Origin of the sequence: Saccharothrix ecbatanensis, from assembly GCF_014205015.1 — a bacterium.
Classification (GTDB): Bacteria; Actinomycetota; Actinomycetes; order Mycobacteriales; family Pseudonocardiaceae; genus Actinosynnema; species Actinosynnema ecbatanense.
Map to the genome: position 1 here is coordinate 588,996 of NZ_JACHMO010000001.1, position 18,451 is coordinate 607,446.

At 67.6% G+C, this 18,451-nt stretch carries 16 protein-coding genes and 1 pseudogene; 7 read left to right on the forward strand and 10 right to left on the reverse strand.

Features of this window, described 5'->3' with window-relative positions:
- Window positions 1-12: 12 nt before the first annotated feature.
- Together F4560_RS02695 and F4560_RS02700 are read left to right on the forward strand one after the other, a co-directional pair.
- Window positions 13-1,029, forward strand: coding sequence for a LacI family DNA-binding transcriptional regulator (locus F4560_RS02695; protein WP_184915727.1), 1,017 nt, complete (start codon window positions 13-15; stop codon window positions 1,027-1,029).
- 13 nt (window positions 1,030-1,042) lie between these two features.
- Window positions 1,043-2,329 carry an ABC transporter substrate-binding protein gene (locus tag F4560_RS02700; protein ID WP_184915730.1) on the forward strand — a complete coding sequence of 429 codons (1,287 nt, stop codon included), beginning with the start codon at window positions 1,043-1,045 and terminating at the stop codon, window positions 2,327-2,329.
- 59 nt (window positions 2,330-2,388) lie between these two features.
- On the opposite strand, the gene F4560_RS02705 is transcribed toward F4560_RS02700, so the two are convergent.
- Complete coding sequence (locus tag F4560_RS02705) at window positions 2,389-3,597, reverse strand: RNA-guided endonuclease InsQ/TnpB family protein (RefSeq protein WP_184928853.1); 1,209 nt, start codon at window positions 3,595-3,597, stop codon at window positions 2,389-2,391.
- A 155-nt stretch (window positions 3,598-3,752) separates the two neighbouring features.
- Here F4560_RS02705 and F4560_RS02710 point away from each other — a divergent pair, with 155 nt between their 5' ends.
- Window positions 3,753-4,685 carry a carbohydrate ABC transporter permease gene (locus F4560_RS02710; protein ID WP_184915733.1) on the forward strand — a complete coding sequence of 311 codons (933 nt, stop codon included), beginning with the start codon at window positions 3,753-3,755 and terminating at the stop codon, window positions 4,683-4,685.
- Entirely contained in the window at window positions 4,682-5,497 is an 816-nt protein-coding gene (locus F4560_RS02715) for a carbohydrate ABC transporter permease (RefSeq protein WP_184915737.1), read from the forward strand. The genes F4560_RS02710 and F4560_RS02715 overlap by 4 nt, the downstream gene beginning before the upstream one ends.
- 61 nt (window positions 5,498-5,558) lie before the next feature.
- Here the strand turns inward: F4560_RS02715 and F4560_RS02720 are convergent, their stop codons facing one another.
- The 3 genes from F4560_RS02720 to F4560_RS02730 all read right to left on the reverse strand — a co-directional run bounded on the left by F4560_RS02720 (window position 5,559) and on the right by F4560_RS02730 (window position 9,086).
- The gene (locus F4560_RS02720) at window positions 5,559-6,977 is read right to left on the reverse strand and encodes an MFS transporter (RefSeq protein WP_312868243.1); all 1,419 of its coding nucleotides are present in this window, start codon (window positions 6,975-6,977) and stop codon (window positions 5,559-5,561) included.
- 40 nt (window positions 6,978-7,017) lie between these two features.
- Window positions 7,018-8,070, reverse strand: a complete 1,053-nt coding sequence (locus tag F4560_RS02725) for a sigma-70 family RNA polymerase sigma factor (RefSeq protein WP_184915739.1) — start codon at window positions 8,068-8,070, stop codon at window positions 7,018-7,020.
- 155 nt (window positions 8,071-8,225) lie between these two features.
- Window positions 8,226-9,086 carry a LysR family transcriptional regulator ArgP gene (locus F4560_RS02730; protein ID WP_184928855.1) on the reverse strand — a complete coding sequence of 287 codons (861 nt, stop codon included), beginning with the start codon at window positions 9,084-9,086 and terminating at the stop codon, window positions 8,226-8,228.
- A gap of 69 nt (window positions 9,087-9,155) precedes the next feature.
- Here F4560_RS02730 and F4560_RS02735 point away from each other — a divergent pair, with 69 nt between their 5' ends.
- Window positions 9,156-9,740 (forward strand): LysE/ArgO family amino acid transporter, encoded by a 585-nt coding sequence (locus F4560_RS02735; RefSeq protein ID WP_184915742.1) that lies wholly within the window; start codon window positions 9,156-9,158, stop codon window positions 9,738-9,740.
- 10 nt (window positions 9,741-9,750) lie between these two features.
- Here F4560_RS02735 and F4560_RS02740 read toward each other — a convergent pair whose 3' ends face one another.
- Window positions 9,751-10,824: an epoxide hydrolase family protein gene (locus tag F4560_RS02740; protein ID WP_184915745.1), complete on the reverse strand. Its 1,074-nt coding sequence runs from the start codon at window positions 10,822-10,824 to the stop codon at window positions 9,751-9,753.
- A 144-nt stretch (window positions 10,825-10,968) separates the two neighbouring features.
- Between F4560_RS02740 and F4560_RS02745 the strand changes: the two genes are divergently transcribed.
- Window positions 10,969-11,400, forward strand: coding sequence for an MmcQ/YjbR family DNA-binding protein (locus F4560_RS02745; RefSeq protein ID WP_184915747.1), 432 nt, complete (start codon window positions 10,969-10,971; stop codon window positions 11,398-11,400).
- Between the two features lies 1 nt (window position 11,401).
- Here F4560_RS02745 and F4560_RS02750 read toward each other — a convergent pair whose 3' ends face one another.
- Window positions 11,402-12,598, reverse strand: coding sequence for a hypothetical protein (locus F4560_RS02750; protein ID WP_184915750.1), 1,197 nt, complete (start codon window positions 12,596-12,598; stop codon window positions 11,402-11,404).
- Window positions 12,595-13,407, reverse strand: a pseudogene (locus F4560_RS02755) (alkaline phosphatase D family protein); the annotation flags it as partial. The pseudogene F4560_RS02755 and the gene F4560_RS02750, both read right to left, overlap by 4 nt.
- A gap of 63 nt (window positions 13,408-13,470) precedes the next feature.
- Here F4560_RS02755 and F4560_RS02760 point away from each other — a divergent pair.
- Complete coding sequence (locus tag F4560_RS02760) at window positions 13,471-15,105, forward strand: recombinase family protein (protein ID WP_184915753.1); 1,635 nt, start codon at window positions 13,471-13,473, stop codon at window positions 15,103-15,105.
- Window positions 15,106-15,353: 248 nt separating this feature from the next.
- Here the strand turns inward: F4560_RS02760 and F4560_RS02765 are convergent, their stop codons facing one another.
- Genes F4560_RS02765 through F4560_RS02775 form a run of 3 tightly spaced genes read right to left on the reverse strand, consistent with a single transcriptional unit; the run spans window position 15,354 to window position 18,357 of the window.
- A complete protein-coding gene (locus tag F4560_RS02765) occupies window positions 15,354-17,684 on the reverse strand; it encodes an FtsK/SpoIIIE domain-containing protein (RefSeq protein WP_184915756.1) in 2,331 nt (776 codons plus the stop codon).
- Complete coding sequence (locus F4560_RS02770; protein ID WP_184915759.1) at window positions 17,681-18,016, reverse strand: hypothetical protein; 336 nt, start codon at window positions 18,014-18,016, stop codon at window positions 17,681-17,683. Before F4560_RS02770 ends, F4560_RS02765 begins: the two co-directional genes overlap by 4 nt.
- Window positions 18,013-18,357 (reverse strand): WhiB family transcriptional regulator, encoded by a 345-nt coding sequence (locus F4560_RS02775; protein WP_184915762.1) that lies wholly within the window; start codon window positions 18,355-18,357, stop codon window positions 18,013-18,015. Before F4560_RS02775 ends, F4560_RS02770 begins: the two co-directional genes overlap by 4 nt.
- Between the last annotated feature and the right edge of the window lie 94 nt (window positions 18,358-18,451).

Sequence of the window (18,451 nt, forward strand, 5' to 3'; positions counted from 1 at the left end):
GGGAGCAGGCACATGGCACGTCCCGGCGGTCCGGTGACGATCCGCCAGGTCGCGCTGAACGCCGGCGTCTCCCGCCAGACCGTGTCCAACGTGCTCAACGCGCCGCACCGGGTCGACCCGGTCACCCGGCAGCGCGTCCGCTCGGCGATCGAGGACCTCGGCTACCGGCCCAACCGCAACGCCCGCAACCTCGCCACCCGCCGCGCAGGCCTGATCGGCTACTGCCTGCCGGCCCGCGACACGCCCAACCCGTTCATGGACCGCTTCCTGCACCTGCTCACCGCCGAGATCGAGCGCTCCGGCCGGCACGTGCTGCTGTTCACCGGCACCGGCATCGAGGTCTACGCCGACCTCGTCGCCCAGCGCGCGGTGGACGCGTTCGTGCTCGTCGACACCGTCGACCACGACTGCCGGCACCGGTGGCTGGCCGATCGGGACGTGCCGTTCGTGTCCTTCGGCCGGACCTGGGACGGCCGCCAACCCGGCCCCTGGGTGGACCTCGACGGCGCCGGCGTTTGTTACCGGCTGGTTACCCTTCTGTGCGATCTGGGCCGCAGTCGAATCGCGTTCGTCGGAAGGGCCGGTGTGACCGGTCAGAACCTCGACCGGATGCGGGGCTGGAAGGCCGGCTGCACCGCCCTGGACCTGCCCTCGGACCGTCTCGCGCTCGCCGTCGCCGACACCGTAGAAGCGGGCGGCGCGGCGATGCGGGTGCTTCTGGACACCGAAGTCCCTCCGGACGCGGTGATCGCGGTGACCGACCCCCTTGCTGTAGGTGTGCTCCGTGAAGCGCGCCGCCAAGGGCTCCGGCCCGGCACGGACGTCGCGGTGACGGGTTTCGACGACTCGCCGCTGGCTTCCGTTGTGGACGGTGGCCTCACCTCGGTGCGGCAACCCGTCGAGAGGTTCGCCAGAACCGTGGTGGACCTGCTGGACAGCGCGAACGGCGATCGGGGTGTGGTGCTGCCGGGTGAGATCATCAGCCGCGGCAGCGCCCCGATCCGCTTGACAGAGCAAGATGTGAATTGATGGGAGTTCGGTGATGGGCGTACGGACAACAGCGTTGCGGGCGACTGCGGCGCTGGGGGTGGCAGTTCTCCTCGCCTCGTGTGGCAGTGGTGGGAATGAAGGCGGCGAGCAGCCCAGTGGTGCGCTCGAAGGTCGGGGCGAGGTCACGTTCGCCACCGGCAAGGACACGTCCGGCAACATGCAGAAGCTCGTGGACGAGTGGAACGCCAAGCACGCGGACGAGCAGGTCCGGATCATCGAGCTGCCCGAGTCGGCCGACGCCCAGCGTCAGCAGATGGTGCAGAACGCGCAGGTCAAGTCCGACGCGTACACGATCCTCAACCTCGACGTGGTGTGGACGGCCGAGTTCGCCGCCAACCGCTGGGTGGTCGAGCTGCCCAAGGACCAGTTCGAATTGGACAAGTTCCTGGAGCCCGCGGTGAAGACCGCGCAGTACCGGGACAAGCTCTACGCGGCGCCGGTGTTCTCCGACGGCGGCCTGCTCTACTACCGCAAGGACCTGCTCGACGCGGCGGGCGTGCAGCCGCCCAAGACGTGGGCCGACCTCATCGCCGCGTGCCAGACCGTGAAGGCGGCACAGCCCGCGATCGGTTGCTACGCCGGTCAGTTCGAGAAGTACGAGGGCCTGACGGTCAACTTCGACGAGGCCGTGCACTCCGCCGGCGGTGACGTGGTCGACGCGACCGGCAAGCCCGTGGTGAACACGCCCGAGGCGAAGGCCGGGCTCGACGCCCTGGTCGCCGGCTTCAAGGACGGCGTGATCCCGCAGAAGGCCATCACGTACAAGGAGGAGGAGGGCCGCCGCGCGTTCCAGGCGGGCGAGCTGGTGTTCCACCGCCAGTGGCCCTACCAGTGGAACCTGGCCGGCAAGACCGACGGCTCGTCGCAGGTCGCGGGCAAGTTCGACGTCGCGCCGCTGCCCGGCATCAAGGGCGCCGGCAGCTCCACCCTCGGCGGCCACAACTTCGCCATCTCCGCTTTCGGCAAGAACAAGGCCACCGCGCTGGACTTCATCAAGTTCTACATCGGTGAGGCCGCGCAGCGCTCAAACCTGCTGGCCACCTCGCAGGCGCCGACCCTGGCGAGCCTGTACGACGACGCCGAGCTGATCAAGCAGTTCCCGTACCTGCCGACGCTGAAGGAGTCGATCCTCTCGGCCAAGCCGCGCCCGCAGGCGGTCCGCTACGGCGATGTCACGCAGGCCATCCAGGAAGCCGCCTACGCCGCGTTGACCGGCGAGAAGACCAGCGATGTGGCGCTGAAGGAGTTGCAGGCCAAGCTCGAAGAACTGATCAATTGACTTTCCCCTGCCCATAAGTGAAGGGCTGGAGTTCCCACGCGCTGTGCGGCGCGTAGCGCTTACGCGCCGCACCTCGCGATGGGGGTTTCCTGTTTCATCGCCGATAGCGGAAGGGAGGGCCCTTGCCGTCTGACATCAGCTCCGCAGGCATCGCCCGAGTCGCCTCGGGCTACGGCTCGACCAGCCGCAAGGATGTTCCGGGCCGCGTTGAGGTCCCGATCGTGTCGGGTGCGGCAGTCCGGACACGTCCAGTGCCGGACGGAAAGTTTCAGTTGCGCCAACACGTGTCCGCAGACAGAGCACTTCTTGCTGGACGGGTACCAGCGGTCGACCACCACGAGGGTGCGTCCGGCGCGTGCGGCCTTGTAGTCGAGCTGGCGCCGGAACTCGCCCCATCCTGTGTCAGAGATGGCACGGGCAAGGCGACGATTCCGGACCATGTTCTTGACAGCCAGGTCCTCTATGGCGATCACATCCGCCGAGCGCACCAGGTTCGTCGTGGTGCGGTGCAGGAAGTCCCGTCGCGCGTCGCGGACCTTCCGATGAGCGCGGGCAAGTCGGGTCTTGGCTTTGCGCCGGTTGTTCGACCCGCGTTGGCAGCGGGCCAACCTACGTTGGTGGCGTGCCAAATTCCGAGCCCTGGCTTCCAGATGGCGGGGGTTGGCGACCTGGTCACCGTCGCTGGTCACGAGGAACTGCTTCACCCCGAGATCGACCCCGACCGCGTGGCCCGTCGCAGGCTGCGGTTCCGGGTCGTCGGTGTCCACTGCGAACGTCACGAACCAGCGGCCGTCGGGATCGCGGGACACGACGACCATCGTGGGATCGAGCGTGGCGAGATCCACGTGGTCGAACGACCACACGAACGCCAGCGGTGCCGCGGTCTTGGCCAGCACGAGGTTGCCGTCGCGCATCCGGAATGCGGAACGCGTGTAGTGCGCGGTCTGCCTTCCGTTGCGGGACTTGAAGCGCGGGTAGCGGGCACGGGCGGCGAAGAAGTTCTGGAACGCCGCGTGCTGGTGGCGCAAGGTCTGCTGCAACGGCACCGAGGACACTTCGGACAGGAAAGACAGGTCCTCGGTGCGTTTCCACTGGGTCAGCGCGGCGTCCGTCTCCTTGTACGACGTCCGCTCACTTCCGGCGTGGTGGCGCCGCCGCCGTTCGGCGAGAGCTTTGTTCCACACCAGACGCACACAACCGAACGTACGGCTGAGCATCGCGATCTGCTCTTGGTCCGGATGGGCCCGGCACCGATACGCCGTTCGCATGAAGGTCAGTTTAACAATGGAGGCTCGATGGGTATGGGCGCGGTCGGTTCCCCTGCGCGCCGCGTGCCTGGTCCACCCCGGTTTCGCCGAGGTGCTCCCGGCAAGGTTCGAATCGCTTCGCGGCCAGCGGTCCGCAGCCGACCCGAGGGGGTCGAGTGACGACGGTCGTCCGCCGCGCCCGGGGTGCCACCTCGGGCGCGGGGCGACTCGCCCTGGCACTGCTGTCACCGACGTTCGTGGTGCTCGCCCTGGTGGTCGGGTACCCGCTGGTGGCGGCCCTGCGCGAGTCGGTGTTCCGCGAAGGCACGGACCTCGACGAGAGCGGATTCATCGTCGAGGGCTCGAAGTTCGTCGGCGTCGACAACTACGCCTCGATCTTCGCGGGTGAGGCGGCGAGCCGGTTCTGGAACGCCTTCGGCAACACCACGGTGTTCACCGTCATCACGGTCGCGCTGGAGGTGTTGATCGGTGTCGGCATGGCGCTGGTCATGCACCACGCGATCCGTTGGCGCGGTGTGGTCCGGGCCAGCATCCTGGTGCCGTGGGCGGTGCCGACGGCGGTGTCCGCGTTGCTGTGGCGCTGGATCTTCCAGGCCGACGGCGTGGCCAACTCGATCATCGGCCAGGAAATCCTGTGGACCACCGAGGGCTGGCACGCGAAGCTCGCGGTGATCCTGGCGGACGTGTGGAAGACCGCGCCGTTCGTCGGCCTGCTGGTGCTGGCCGGGCTCCAGATCATCCCGACCGACGTCTACGAGGCGGCCAAGGTGGACGGCGCGTCACCGTGGAAGCAGTTCTGGCGGATCACGCTGCCGCTGGTGAAGCCCGCGCTGCTGGTCGCGGTGCTGTTCCGGGTGCTCGACGCGCTGCGGATGTTCGACCTGCCGTTCGTGCTCATCGGCAACCGCAAGGAATCGGTGGAGACGCTGTCCATGGTGGCCTTCGACGAGGCGTCGAGTCTCCGGTTCGGACCGGCCGCGGCGTACGCGACGGTGCTGTTCGTCTACGTCGTGGTCGTCGCGTTCGTGTTCGTGCGGCTGTTGGGCGCGGACGTGATCGGCGAGGCACGGGAAAGGTCGCGGAAATGAAGGGCGTGCTGAGGTTCGCCGGGCTGGGGCTGATCCTGGTCTACTGCCTGGCGCCGTTCTACTGGATGGCGGTGTCGGCGTTCCGCCGTCCCTCCGACCAGTTCGAGCTCACGCCGCTGCCGTCGCCGTTCTCCCTGGACAACATGGCGGCGGTGTTCACGCCCGAGGTCGGGTTCGGGCGGTCGCTGTTCAACAGCCTGGTCGTCGCGGGCGTCACCACGGTGCTGACGCTGATCATCGGCGTCTCGGCGGCGTACGCGTTGGCGCGCTTGCAGTTCCGGTTCAAGAACATCGTCGCGGCGCTGATCATCGCCACGTCGATGTTCCCCGGCATCTCCCTGCTGGTGCCGCTGCTGGCGCTGTTCACCGACATCGGGTGGATCAACACCTACCAGTCGATGATCGTGCCCAGCCTGTCGTTCGCGCTGCCGCTGGCGGTGTGGAACCTGACCGCGTTCTTCCGGCAGATGCCGGCGGAGCTGGAGCAGGCGGCGATGGTCGACGGCTGCACCCGCGGCCAGGCGTTCCGCAAGATCATCCTGCCGTTGGCCGCACCGGGCGTCTTCACCACCGCGATCATCACGTTCATCGCGGCGTGGAACGAGTTCATCATCGCCCTGTCGATGGTCAACGACAGCAAGATGCAGACCGCCACCGTCGCGATCTCCCGGTTCACCGGGGCGTATGGTTTCGATCAGCCGTTCGGCACGCAGATGGCCGCGGGCGTGATCGTGACCGTGCCCCTGGTCGTGGTGGTGCTGCTGTTCCAGCGGAGGATTATCGCGGGCTTGACCGCGGGCGGCGTGAAGTAAGCGCCCAGCGGTGTCAACGGCCGGTCGTCACGTGATGGGAGAGCCGTGACGACCGGCCAATTTAATGTCCTACCGGTGCTGGGACGCCGACCTGCGGCACCGGTCGCCTGACCGGCATGCCGAGAGCGACGAGCATGCCGACGAACGCGAACGCGGAGACCGCGCCCATCCCGGCCGAGAACCCCTCGCTGAACTCCTCGGGCGACGAGTAGCCGCCGACACTGGCGAACACGGCGACGGTGACCGCGATGCCGAACACCCCGCCGAAGATCCGCAGCATCATGAACGCGCCGGACGCCTGGCCGATCTCCTGCGGTGTCACCGAGCCGACCACCGCCTTCTGCGCCGCGGGCATGGCCATGGTCACCCCGACGCTGCCGAGGACGAGCGCGGGCAGCAGTTCGAGGTAGCCCGTGTCGGTGTCGGCCACCAGGGCGATCCAGCCCATGCCGACGGCCTGGAGCAGCAGCCCGCCGACCACGAACGTCCGCTCGCCGTGCTTGTCGGCCAACCGGCCCGCGATCGGCGCGCACACCATCAGCGTCGCGGTCCACGGCATCAGCATCAGCCCGGCGACGAGCGGCCCTTCACCGAGGACGGTCTGGAAGTACTGCGCGAGGAAGAACATCGTGCCGTACAGGGAGGCGAAGACGAGGAAGTTCGCCGGGTTGGCGGTGGCGAACGCCCGCTGCCGGAAGAACCGCATCGGCAGCATCGGCGCCTTCGTGCGTTGTTCCCAGAGCACGAAGGCGACCACCAGCGCGAGCCCGAGGACCAGCGCCCCGACCACTTCCGCGCTCGCCCAGCGCGCCGCGTTGCCGCGCACCAGACCCCAGACGATGCCGAACGCGCCTGAGGTCACCAGCACGACGCCGACCAGGTCGAGCCGGTTGTTCGGACCGAAGCTCTCGGCGACGCGCCGGCTGGTGAGCGCGATCGTGACCAGACCGACGGGCAGGTTCAGCCAGAAGATCCACTGCCAGGCCAGCCCTTCGGCGATGGCGCCGCCGATGAACGGGCCGCTGAACGTGGCCAGACCGGTCAGGCCCAGGTAGAGGCCCATCGCCTTGCCCCGTTGTTGCGGCGGGAACTTCGCGCTGATCAGGGTGAGCGACAGCGGCAGCACCATCGCGGCGCCCGCGCCTTGCAACGCCCGTGCCGCGATCAGGGCGCCGATGTCCGGGGACAGCGCGCAGGCCACCGAGGCGAGCGTGAACACCGCCAGCCCGGCGACGAACATCCGTCGGCGCCCGAACCGATCACCCACTGCCGCGCCGGTCAGCAGCAGCACCGCGAACGTGAGGTTGTAGGCGTTGACGGTCCATTCGAGGTCTTCGAGCGATGCGGTCAGGTCCTGGCGGATCGTGGTCAACGCGGTCGACACGACGAGGCTGTCCAGCGCCATCATGAACGACGCCAGTGAAGCGAGGCCCAGCACCCATGCCTGTTCGGACGTCATCCGTCCGCGGTCGGTTTTCACCGTTTCTCCTTGTGGTTCAAGTTTCTGGGACGCGGAGCTTTCAGACGCGGAGCGACCGCGGGAGCCCGAACGCGGTCAGCAGGGAGTTGTCCACGAAGCGGGTGAGCGCGGTGATCCGGTCGCCGGTCAGGCTCAGCACGAGCACGCCGTGCGCGTGCAGGATCGGGTTGCGCGGGTCGCGGAGGTAGCAGCCGAAGGCCGGTTGGCGGTTGGCCCGGGTCGGGATCAGCACGTGCCGGCCGCCGTTGCGCAGTGCGACCGTGGCCAGGAAGTGCCGGACGTCGTCCAGGCCCTGGTACACCAGGGGCATGGGCGGCATGGTCAGCCGGGCGTCGTCCGTCAGCATCGAGACGATCGCGTCGACGTCGCCGGATTCGAACGCGCGGACGAAGTCGTCCACGATCCGGCGTTCCTGTGGCGAGTTCGGCAGCGGAGCGCTTTCCCGGACCGGCAGCTCGTGGGCGAGTGCGCTTCGTGCCCGGTTCAACGCGCTGGTCACGGCGTTCTCGGTCGTGTCGAGGATGCCGGCGACCTCGGCGGCCCGGAATCCCAGCACGTCCCGCAGCACCAGCACGGCCCGTTGCCTCGGTGGCAGTTGTTGCAGGGCGGCGAGGAACGCCAGTGAGACCGATTCCCGGACCTCGTAGCGGGCTTCCGGGCCGGGCACGTGGTCGGTGATTTGGTCGAGCAGCACGTCGGGGTACGGCTCCAACCAGCTCGGTTCCGCTTGGCGGTGCGACGGCTCGGGCAACGGGACCTCCGACCGGTAGGCCGCGTACTCGTGCGGCCGACGTGAGCCGGCGCGCAGTGCGTTCAGGCAGCGGTTGGTCGCGATCCGGTAGAGCCAGGTGCGGACCGACGAGCGTTCCTCGAACCCGCCGATGCCGCTCCAAGCGGCCAGGAGCGTCTCTTGGACCAGGTCTTCGGCGTCTTGGACGGAGCCGAGGATGCGGTAGCAGTGGACCTGGAGCTCACGGCGGTACGGCTCGATCAACTCGCGGAATGATTCGCCGTCGCCTGCCCGTGCCGTCGCCAGCAGGTCCTCGGGCGTGCGCCGGGTGCCGGTTTCCCCTGTCGGCGGCGTGCGTCGCATGGCGGCTCCTTCCGTTCCTGGTGGTCCTTGCACAAGGCCTCATGCAAGGCCTCACAGGGATGGACACCGCCAGAACCGAAAACTGATCGCCCGACCGTCGGTGAGGGATGAGGTGTGGCGTGGGTCACCCGGTCGAGGTTGGAAGTGAGGAGTGCTCAGTGCAGCTCTGCCGCGGCCGCGCGGAACACGGCGTCCGCGACGCGGGCCAGCGGCGGCGAGTCGAGCTTCCACTGCTGCCAGTGCAGCAGCACGTCCACCGGCTTCTCGGGGGCGAGGTGGACGAGCCTGCGGTGCGCGGCGATCTGGTGCTCGGTGAGCAGCGCCCACCCCGCGCCCGCGACCACGGCGTCCTCGAACACGTGCCCGTCCGGCAGGTGGTGGCGATGGGCCGACGCGTTGTGGCCGGAGAGCTCGCGGCAGAACCGGTCCTGGAGGTCGTCCTTCTCGTCGAACACGATCACCGGCGCGTCGTGCAGCGGACGGCCGTCGGACAGCCAGCGTCGCGCGAACTGTTTGGTGGCAACGGCGTGGTAGCGGATGCTCCCGAGTGGACGGACGACACAGCCTTGCACCGGCTGCGGCGACGACGTCACCGCGCCGACGACCAGACCCTGGCGCAGCAGTTCGGCGGTGTGGTCCTGATCGTCCCGCCGCACGGTCAGCACCAGGCCTTCGTCGGTGGCCAGCTCCTTGACCACGCGGCGGAACCAGGTGCCCAACGAGTCGGCGTTGACCGCGACCGGGATCGGCGTCGGGTTCTCGATCAGCCCCAACGCCTCCCGCGCGTCCCGGTCCAGCAACGCCTGCTGCCGCCCGTACCGCGCGATCACCGCGCCCGAGTCGGTCAGCTTCGCGGGCTTGGAGCGCACCAGCAGGACGCGGCCGGTCCGTTGTTCCAGCAGCTTGATGCGCTGGCTCACGGCCGACGGGGTGACGTGCAGCGCTTTGGCGGCGGCGTCGAACGTGCCCTCGTCCACGACGGCCAGCAAGGTGCGCACGCACTCCGGATCCATCATCACAGTTGCTAATGATACGTAAGAAACCGTAGCTGGCCTTATCGATGCGAGGTTCATACCGTCGGTGGCGTGACGTACGCGCTGCTCGCCGGGCTTGGCACCGGACTGTCCCTCATCGTCGTGATCGGCGCCCAGAACGCCCTGGTGTTGCGCCAAGGGGTGCTGCGGCAGCAGGTGCCGGCGATCGTGGCGATCTGCGCGGGATCGGACGCGCTGCTCATCGCGCTGGGCGTCGGCGGTGTCGGTGCGGCGCTGACCGCGTGGCCGACCGCGTTGACGGTGGTGCGGTGGGTCGGTGCCGCGTTCCTGGTCGGTTATGGAGTGCTTGCCGCACGGCGCGTGCTCCGGCCGGCCGCGTTGGAACTGGGCGGCGCGGCGTCCGCGGCGATCGTCACGTGCCTGGCGCTGACCTGGCTCAACCCGCACGTGTACCTGGACACCGTGCTGCTGCTCGGCACCGCGTCCACCGGCTTCGGCGGCGACCGCTGGTGGTTCGGGGCCGGCGCGATGGCGGGCAGCGTGCTCTGGTTCACCGCGCTCGGCTTCGGCGCTCGATGGCTGTCCGGCACGTTCACCCGGCCATCGGCGTGGCGGGTGCTGGACGCGGCGGTCGCCGTGGTCGTCACGGCGACCGGCATCTCGCTGGTGTTGTAGCGGTTCACGGTTACGAGCGGCCCGTGAAGAAGCGGCGGATGTCGTCGGCGAGCAGGTCCGGCGCTTCCATCGCGGCGAAGTGGCCGCCCCGGTCGAACTCGCTCCAGTGCTCGACCCGGTAGGTCAGCTCGGCCAACGGCCGCACGGACAGCACGATGTCGTGCGCGAACACGGCGACGCCGAGCGGCGCGGGGCAGGCGTTCGAGACCACGCCCGTCTCACGGTTCAGCCGGGCCGACGAGCCCGCCGTGCCGGTGAGCCAATACAGCATCACGGTGGTCAGGATCCGGTCGACGTCGATCTTCGAGTCGGGGTCGGTCCACTCGGTGAACTTCTCCGCGATCCACGCGAGCTGGCCAACGGGGGAGTCGGTCAACGCGTAGGAGATGGTCTGCGGACGGGTTCCGTGCAGCACCTGGTAGCCCGGCCGGTTCCGCATCATGGCCTTGATCCGGTCCAGCCGCCGGTTGTCCTCTTCGGACAGTCCCACGCCGTCGACGGGCGGCGTGGGCAGGTAGTTCACGTGCACCGCCACCACGTTCCGGGGCGCGGCGACGGCCATGGCCCTGGCGATGTTCGAGCCCCAGTCGCCGCCCTGCGTCCCGTAACGCGGGTAGCCGAGGCGGTCCATCAGCTCGGCGAACGCCCGCGCCACCCGGTGCATGTCCCAGCCGCGCTCCTTCGTGGGGCCGGACAGGCCGAAGCCGGGGATCGAGGGGATGACCAGGTGGAAGTCGCGGGACAGCGGCTCGATGACGTCCAGGAACTCCAGCACGCTGCCGGGCCAGCCGTGGATCAGCACGAGCGGCAGCGCGTCGGGGTTCGCCGACCGGACGTGGAGGAAGTGCACGCGCTGGCCATCGATCTCGGTGGTGAACTGCGGCAACGCGTTCAGCTCGGCCTCGTGCCGCCGCCAGTCGTAGGTGTGCAGCCAGTGGTCGGCCAGGGCGCGGACGTGGGCGAGGGGGAAGCCGTAGTCGAACCCGGCGTCGGGCAGTTCCTCGGGCCACCGGGTGCGGGTCAGCCGGTCGGTCAGGTCGTCCAGGTCGGCTTGGGGGACGTCGAGCGTGAAGGGCGTGATCATCTTGGTCGGCTCCGTTGGTCTCACCAATGTTGGTGACGCCAACGGTATATCGAACACGTTGGTCTTGCCAACGTTTATGCCGGCTGTCCTCCGGGCTGGGTTGTCAACCTGAAAGTGTCGGACCCCGCGTCTATCGTCCCCGGCATGGCTACTTGGGACGACGTTCACCGCCTCACGTCGGCGCTGCCCGAGGTCACGGAGCGCCCCTCCTACGACGGACGGCCCGCTTGGCGGGTGAAGGACAAGGCGTTCACGTGGGAAAGACCTCTGCGCAAGGCGGACCTGGCCGCCCTCGGCCCGGACGCGCCGGAGGGTCCGGTGCTGGCGGCGAGCGTGCCCGACCTGGGCGCGAAAGAGGCGTTGCTGGCCGACGACCCGGCGGTCTACTTCACCACGCCGCACTTCGACGGCTACGCCGCGATCCTGGTGCGGCTGGACGAGATCACCGTGCCGGAACTGGAGGAGCTGGTGACCGAGGCCTGGCTGTGCCGCGCGCCGAAACGCCTCGCCAAGCAGTACGAGGCCGGTCGCGGCGCGCCCCCGGTGGAAGGAGGCGGAGGCACGCCGCGAGCGTGAGTCACCAGGTGCTGTTGACCAGCCCGGTGCCCAGGTAGACCTGGTCGAACCCGTTGCCGTCGTTGTCGTCGGTGTAGGCGATGGTGATCCGGCCCCACCCGTCCACGCCGAGCGCGGGCTCGTCCTGTCGCCCGGTCGCCGTCGAGACCGTCGGCTGGCGCGGCAGCCTGCCCGCGACCGTGCCGTCCGGGTTCAGGCCCTGCGTCACCACGTCCTGCGCCTCGACGGACGAGACCACCACGTTCAGCTGGTCGTCGATGCCGATCTGCGGGTCGACGCCCGCGAGGAGGGTGTCGGTTGCCATCCGGGCGGTGCCGGCGGCGTTGAACGACCGCACGGCCACCTGCGCCGTGCCGGTGTGGTCGGTTTCCCAGGCCACCGCGTGGTCGCCGTTGAAGTTCGCCGCCACGACGGGCCGCCGCTGCTGCCCGCCACCGTTCGCGTTGACCGCGCCCTGCGCCACCTTCACGCCACCGGCCGGGGTGAGGACCTTGCGGCCGATGTTGAAGAACGCGTTGCCGTCGCCGTCCTCGTCCCACACCACGATCGCGTTGCCCGCCGCGCCCATGGCCACGTCCGGCCGCTGGTGCGTGCCGCCGGTCGTGTTGACCTGCGCCTCGTACGTCTTCGACGTGATGGAGGCGAACCCGGCGATCCGCACGGTCGGGTTGGTGGTGGACTGCTTGTCCTCCCACACCACCGCGAAACCGCTCGTGTCGGGGTCGGCGGCGACGGCCGGGTCGAGCTGCTGGCCGTCCGTGTTCGCGTTGGCCCGCGCGGAACCGGTGACCGTGCCGGTCGTGCCCAGCTCGCGCACCTGGATGTTGTAGTAGCCGTTGCCGTCCCCGTCGTCGGCCCACACCACGACCGCGGTGCCGTTGTCGTGCACGGCCACGTCCGGCTGCACGTGCCGCCAGTTCCCGGTGCCGCCCGTGGACAGCTTCTTCTCGTAGCGGGACACGCCGTCCTTGAACAGGCGCACCCACACGTCGCTGTGCACGGGGTCGGTCGGCGTCGTGCTGTCGCGGTCGTCCTCCCAGACCACGGCGGTCCAGCCGTTGCGCACGGCCGACACGGCGGCGTTGTCCTGGTCGCCGGTGGCCGTGCTGTTCGCGGCGATCCACGTGGCCGCCGCCGACGCGGTGCCGGCGCCCAGCAGCATGAGCGCGACCGCGGTGATGATCGTCAGCTTCTTCATGGCGCCTGCAATCCGGGGTTGCCTGCCTGGATGACGTAGCTCTTCAGGGTCCTGATCGGGTAGTCGCGCGTGGTGACCCGGTCCAGGAAGCGGAAGTCGACGTTCACCTGGGTGGGTGAGGTGACGGTCCGGACGTAGCCGCGCAGGTTCTTGTAGAACTTCACGTGCGGGTTGAGGCTGGACAGGCCGTTGTCCGTGGCGCTGCCGTCGCCGCCGGACGTCACCGACGTGGTGACCAGTTCCGTGCCGACGATCCGGTCCTGCGTGGTGTAGTTCGCCATCAGGTTGCTCGCCCACGACCGGTGCACGTCACCGGTCAGCACCACGGTGTTGCGCAGACCCGCCGCGTCCCAGCCGCGCTGCAAGCGGTCGCGGTTGGCGGTGTAGCCGTCCCACGAGTCCATCGACTTCGCGCCGTCCGCCGAGGCGAGCTTCTGCGCGAAGAAGACCTGCTGGCCGAGGAAGTCCCAGGTGCCGAGCTTCTGGCGCATGCCGTCGAGGAGCCACGCTTCCTGCGTCGCGCCGGTGAGCGTGCGGGCCGGGTCGGAGGCGTCCGCGCACACCTTGGTGCCGTCACCGCAGGCCTGGTCGTCGCGGTACTGGCGGGTGTCGAGCATGTGGAACGTGGCCAGGCTGCCCCAGCGGACGCGGCGGTACAGCTGCATGTTCTCCGCGACCGGCGCTTGTGCGGCACGCAGTGGCATGTGCTCGTAGTACGCCTTGTACGCGGCCGCACGGCGGAGTTTGAAGTCGCCGGCCGGGGAAGTGTTGGCGCGCACCAGGTTCGCGTAGTTGTTCTCCACCTCGTGGTCCCACCACGTTGGTCAGCCAACTACAGTCGATAGCGGCGTCTACCAGCGAGGATACCGACCATGAGCGCACCGACACCCCGGAAGCGGCGGCCCCGGTTCAAGAGGCAGACCAGCGACCGGAGTCCAGTCGTCCCGTTCACCCCGGACGACGATGCGGCGCTGTGCTATGTCCGACAGTCGCACTTCACGGACGAGAGCACGTCAAGCGAGGTCCAGACGCGGGACACACACCGGTGGGCGAACGCCTACGGCGTCCCGATCGTGGAAACCGTGGAAGACCTGCACGTTTCCGGCGATCTGGAACCGTACAAGCGGGACGGGCTCAAACTCTGGTTGTCGGACGTGGCCCCGATGCCGTGGAAAACGCTGGTCGTGTCCAAACTGGACAGGCTGGTTCGCAATGTCATGGATGCGCTTACCCTGCTGGAGTGGCTGAGGGCGCGGGGAAAGCGGCTGGTATGCATTGCGGAAGGCATCGACTCCAGTAACTCGATGTCGGAATTCCTGATTACGTTGATCGCCGCGTTCGCTCGCATGGAACGCGAGCGGATGAAAGAGCGTTTCCGTGATGCGAAGGCGAGGCTCAAGGAAGCGGGGCGCTGGTCGGGTGAGGGGCACATCTATGGCACCATGCCGGTGGAGTTGCCCGGTGGGGGCTGGATTCTCGGGCTCGATCCGTATGCGGTCAAGATTCTTCACGCGTTGTCCAAGATGGCAAGGGCGGGCAAGAGTCTCACGGAGATGTGCGATTGGTTGACCGAAAACAAGATTGTGTCCCCAAGGGACCGGCAATTGCAGCTATCGGCGGAACGGCGCGGAGAAAACTTTTCAACGGTGGAACTCAAGGGGTACGAGTGGACGGGAACCCCGCTCCGTCGCTTGCTCGAACATCCGGACCTTGTCGAGTTGGGCATCTTCGAGCCCGCCGAACAAGCGGAGATAACTGCCCGGCTGGAAGAAAAGGCGCGACGGAAGACGCGAGGCAGCAATCAGCCGTACCAGTTTTCCGGTGTCCTGGTGTGTCCGGAATGCCTCGAACCCCTATGGCACCGTATCGCCCATCAGAAGCGGAAGCGTAACGATGGCACGACAATCGAATACGAATACCAGTACTGGCGTTGTCCTACGCGCAAGCATGGTCCATCCATGCGGGCCGAGGAGATCGAACCGTTGGCCGAACAGGCTTTCTACAAAATCTTCGCTATGGTTCCGGTCCGGGAACGCATCGTTTTGCCGCCGACCAGCCACGCGAACGAAATAGCCAAGCTGGAACGGGAATATGGCAAGTTGATGTCCGGGGTGGCGCGGGCCAAGTCGTCGGAAGACCGCACTCGGATCATGAATGATGGTAATCGGATTCTGGCCGATATCGACACGCTCAGGGCGCTTCCGGCCGATCCAGGCGGCGTGCAGTGGGTTCCAACCGATCGAACCTGGCAACAGGAGCTAGCGGGTATGTCCCCGGAAGACCGACGCCTTAGGTGGCTCGAATTGGGGTTCACCTTCGCGGTCGGAAAACGGGCCGACGGCAAATGGTCGGCTGCCTGGCGTTTGCCGGACGGCTGGCAGGATGCAATGCCGGAACTGGCTGAATGGCACGACCGGATCGGCAGTACCGGGCAGACGGTCGAAATCGCCGACCTGCTCGACTGGACAACGGCCGGACCTGCAAAGCCGGAACACGGTACAGCCTGAAAACCAATAGACAGACGACAGAGCGCCCCTCCGCACGCTGCGGAGGGGCGCTCTGTCGTTAAGGCAGACGGGGTCACCGTCCGTGTGGCTGTTCCGGAATCAGTACCTCGCATACCTCATTGATCCTGTCCGCCAACTGCCGTACATCTACGCCGTCCACGGTGACCCACAGTGCACCGTCCGATCCTGTCGTGAGCGTCGCCGGAATCCGCCGCCCATCATCCTCTGTGGACGCTGGAACGGTGGCGTCAGTCATCGTGCGGCCCTGCCTCGCCCTCTGTAGGGAGGGAGCCACCGACAAGCCCACCAGACCCCGGAACCCGGCCCGTCGCCGGACCGCTCACAAGCGGACCGGTTTGCCTCCCTGACAGGCGTTTCCGCTGCTCAGCAGAGGGAAGCGGGTCCAGGGAGGGGGCAGGGAAAGATCCCTGACTCCCTGTCTCCCCCCTACCGTCCACAGAGGTTCCGCAACCAGCGTCGTCGTGGCTGCGGCGGGCGATCGCGTCGGCAACGTCCTCGAACCGAACGACCATCGCGCCATCGGATTTACGGGGCCGGATACCCAACCCGACAAGCGCGGCCCGCAGATCACGCGCGGTCCACGGCTCGTATTCATCTGGATTGAGCGCGACGAGTCGCGCGAGAACAGTTTGAGTGCGGACACGACTTTCCCCTTCGATCACCGATCGGATGTCATGCAGATGGTCAACTGGTGTGGCTTCGACTTCTTTCGGGGCGGGACCCGCCGTGAGGCGCGGAGACGCGACATCGGACATCGCGCGTGCGATGACGGGTGTCACCTCGTCAATACCGTCCTCGAACGGCAGATAGAACGTGCGTACAAGCTCAAACGAATTGTGTGTGACCCCGACTGCAACGCAGGTTCCCCGATCGGTATGCATCCTCAATTCAGTAGCCCGCACGCCGGACCGGTACTTACCTGATCCCAACAGTCCGTCATTGGCAATATGGTCCGCGACGGCGAACGCCACGCCACAGGCCACGTTACGCGTGATCTCCTTAGGAATGCTGTCCTTTGTCGGCGACTGGGTCGCCAACAGGACAACGATCCCGTACTTTCGGCCACGCTTGATCAGTTTGACCGCTAATTCCTCCGCACGCTTTCCGTGCTTCGGGTGCTGGAAAAGTTCATGACACTCATCGATCGACAGAACGATCGGATGCAACCCCAAACGCGGATTATCGGCAAGTCGCCGCGACACCTTCGGCGGCCGACCCGACTGCTCCCCGAGGGCACGACCACGACGCTCCATCTCACTTAGAAGGTCCTCAAGCGCTCCGACGGCATCGGCCGCGACCGAATCATCCATTCCCATGCGATAGCGACTCAAGCGCGGTGCCAGCGGATCGAAGTCCGGACTTTCGCCCATCACAAACACCCACAGTTCGGCGGTGGGATCGAGCGCCGCTCCGACCATGAGCACCCGGAGAAGGTTCGTCTTCCCCTGCCCCGGCCGACCACCGATCAACCAATTGCTACCGATCAGCGGTGCATTGACCACCAACCCGCGTTGCGTCAAACCGAACGGGACACCCTCGAACACATCAACGGTTCCATCACGCAACAGCGGCCAATCGCCAGCACCACCGGAAAGAGTTCCCTTGTCAGCAATCCACAGATCCAGAAGCCCGTCTTCCTCACCCGTGGTGGGCCACGTCTCCAATGACGCGCGACCAAGGTTGGCCGCCAACACCTTCCGCCGGTCGGATACCATCTCCGCCGTAACTCCGAGCGGCAGGCGGATTTGCGCTTGGGTGCCGTCTCCGTCCTTTCGCGCGGCAACGGTGTAGACGAGTTCGCCGCCACCCTTGAGGAAGGAATTCAGGGGCGCGATTCCCAGATGCGCAAGCGCCCTGGTGATCATCCTTTCGTCCACCCAGGAATCGGAATCGTGCCGGTCCGGTCGCGTCAGCCATCCCGCACCCGGTGTGCGGTCACGGCCTTCCCACACGGCCGCCACGACCACCCCGGCCACAGCCAGCGAGGGAAACCACGGCAATACCGCCGAAACCGCAGCCGTCAGAGCGTCCCTGATGGAGTAGACGGCCCTGAGCCACCCCGGCATAGCCGACCGGTCCAGAACGGCGTCCATGAGCGCTAGGAGGACCAGCAGCGTCGTCACGGCCGCCGCGCCGACAAGCACCCTCCGCAGGAAGATCCCCAACTTGGCCCACCGCGCCTTCGCGTCGGACCTGATCAACTCCTGAGCCGTGCGCCGCGCCTGGACGTCCCCGGACAGCCGGGCCGCTCGGGCGTCGGCACGAAGGTCCGAGTACGACGCCCACCGCCACCCCTTGGCGATCCACCGCCCGCTTCCCCGGGTGAGGAACCACAACAGGCGGACTACATCGCGAGGCACATTGCGCGCCCGGTACGTGATCACCGACCGCACCCGGATCATCACGTCAAGATCCACGACGGACCGCACGGCTGCCTTAATCTTGAGCGGCGATTTCCCTTGTGTTGTAACGGTTTTGCTCTCGGAGACGAACTCTCCATCTAGGACTTGACGGACGAGCTCCCCGCCACCGTCAGCAAGATCACCTTGAGAGGTCATCGCCGGCGCTGCCCCCGAACCCGGTCATCGACGGCCGCCACGGTCAGCGCCCGGACCAGGACCCATGACGCGAACATCGCCGGCACCGCCAACGCCGCCAGCTTCACCCACCCCGACGTGTCAGGGTGCGTCAGCGCCAGCCACTGCACCCCTGAGATGAGCAGAGCGCCCACGACCACCCGACCTGTCAGCGACAGCAGCCGCACACCACCACGGGCAGCCTTAGCCGCCTTACGCGCCCTCCTGATCGACAGTCGCCACGCCACCCAGAGCACCAGGACGGCGACTAGCCCGGACAACATGAGCGCCGGGGACAACTCGATCCCCGTCATGGCTGCTCACCCGCTACGGTGCCGCCGTCACGGCGTTCCTCCCAGCACTCGTAGACCGCGCGCCGCTCGTCCTCGGGCAACGGACCCCACACGCCGGCCGTCGCGTGACCACGAGTGCGGAACTCCCACTCCAGACACTCACGCTGGACCGGACACGCCGCACACACACGCGCGGCCAACTCCCGATCCGACCGGAAGTCACCCGTCCACTCCGGGTACTCGCCACTAGTCGACAGCCACCCGCACAGGCCCCGATTCCGGACCGCGTGCGCAAGCTGGTCATCCGCCAGCTCCGCGCACCCGTCAAGATCGGCGGCAACCCTCTCGTAGAAGTCGTTCATCGGTGGGCACCGCCAACCAGGTGCGCAACGGCGGTGCACGGAACTCGCATCTCGCCACGCCGCCACACCACGGGCAGCGTGCCGACACGAACCG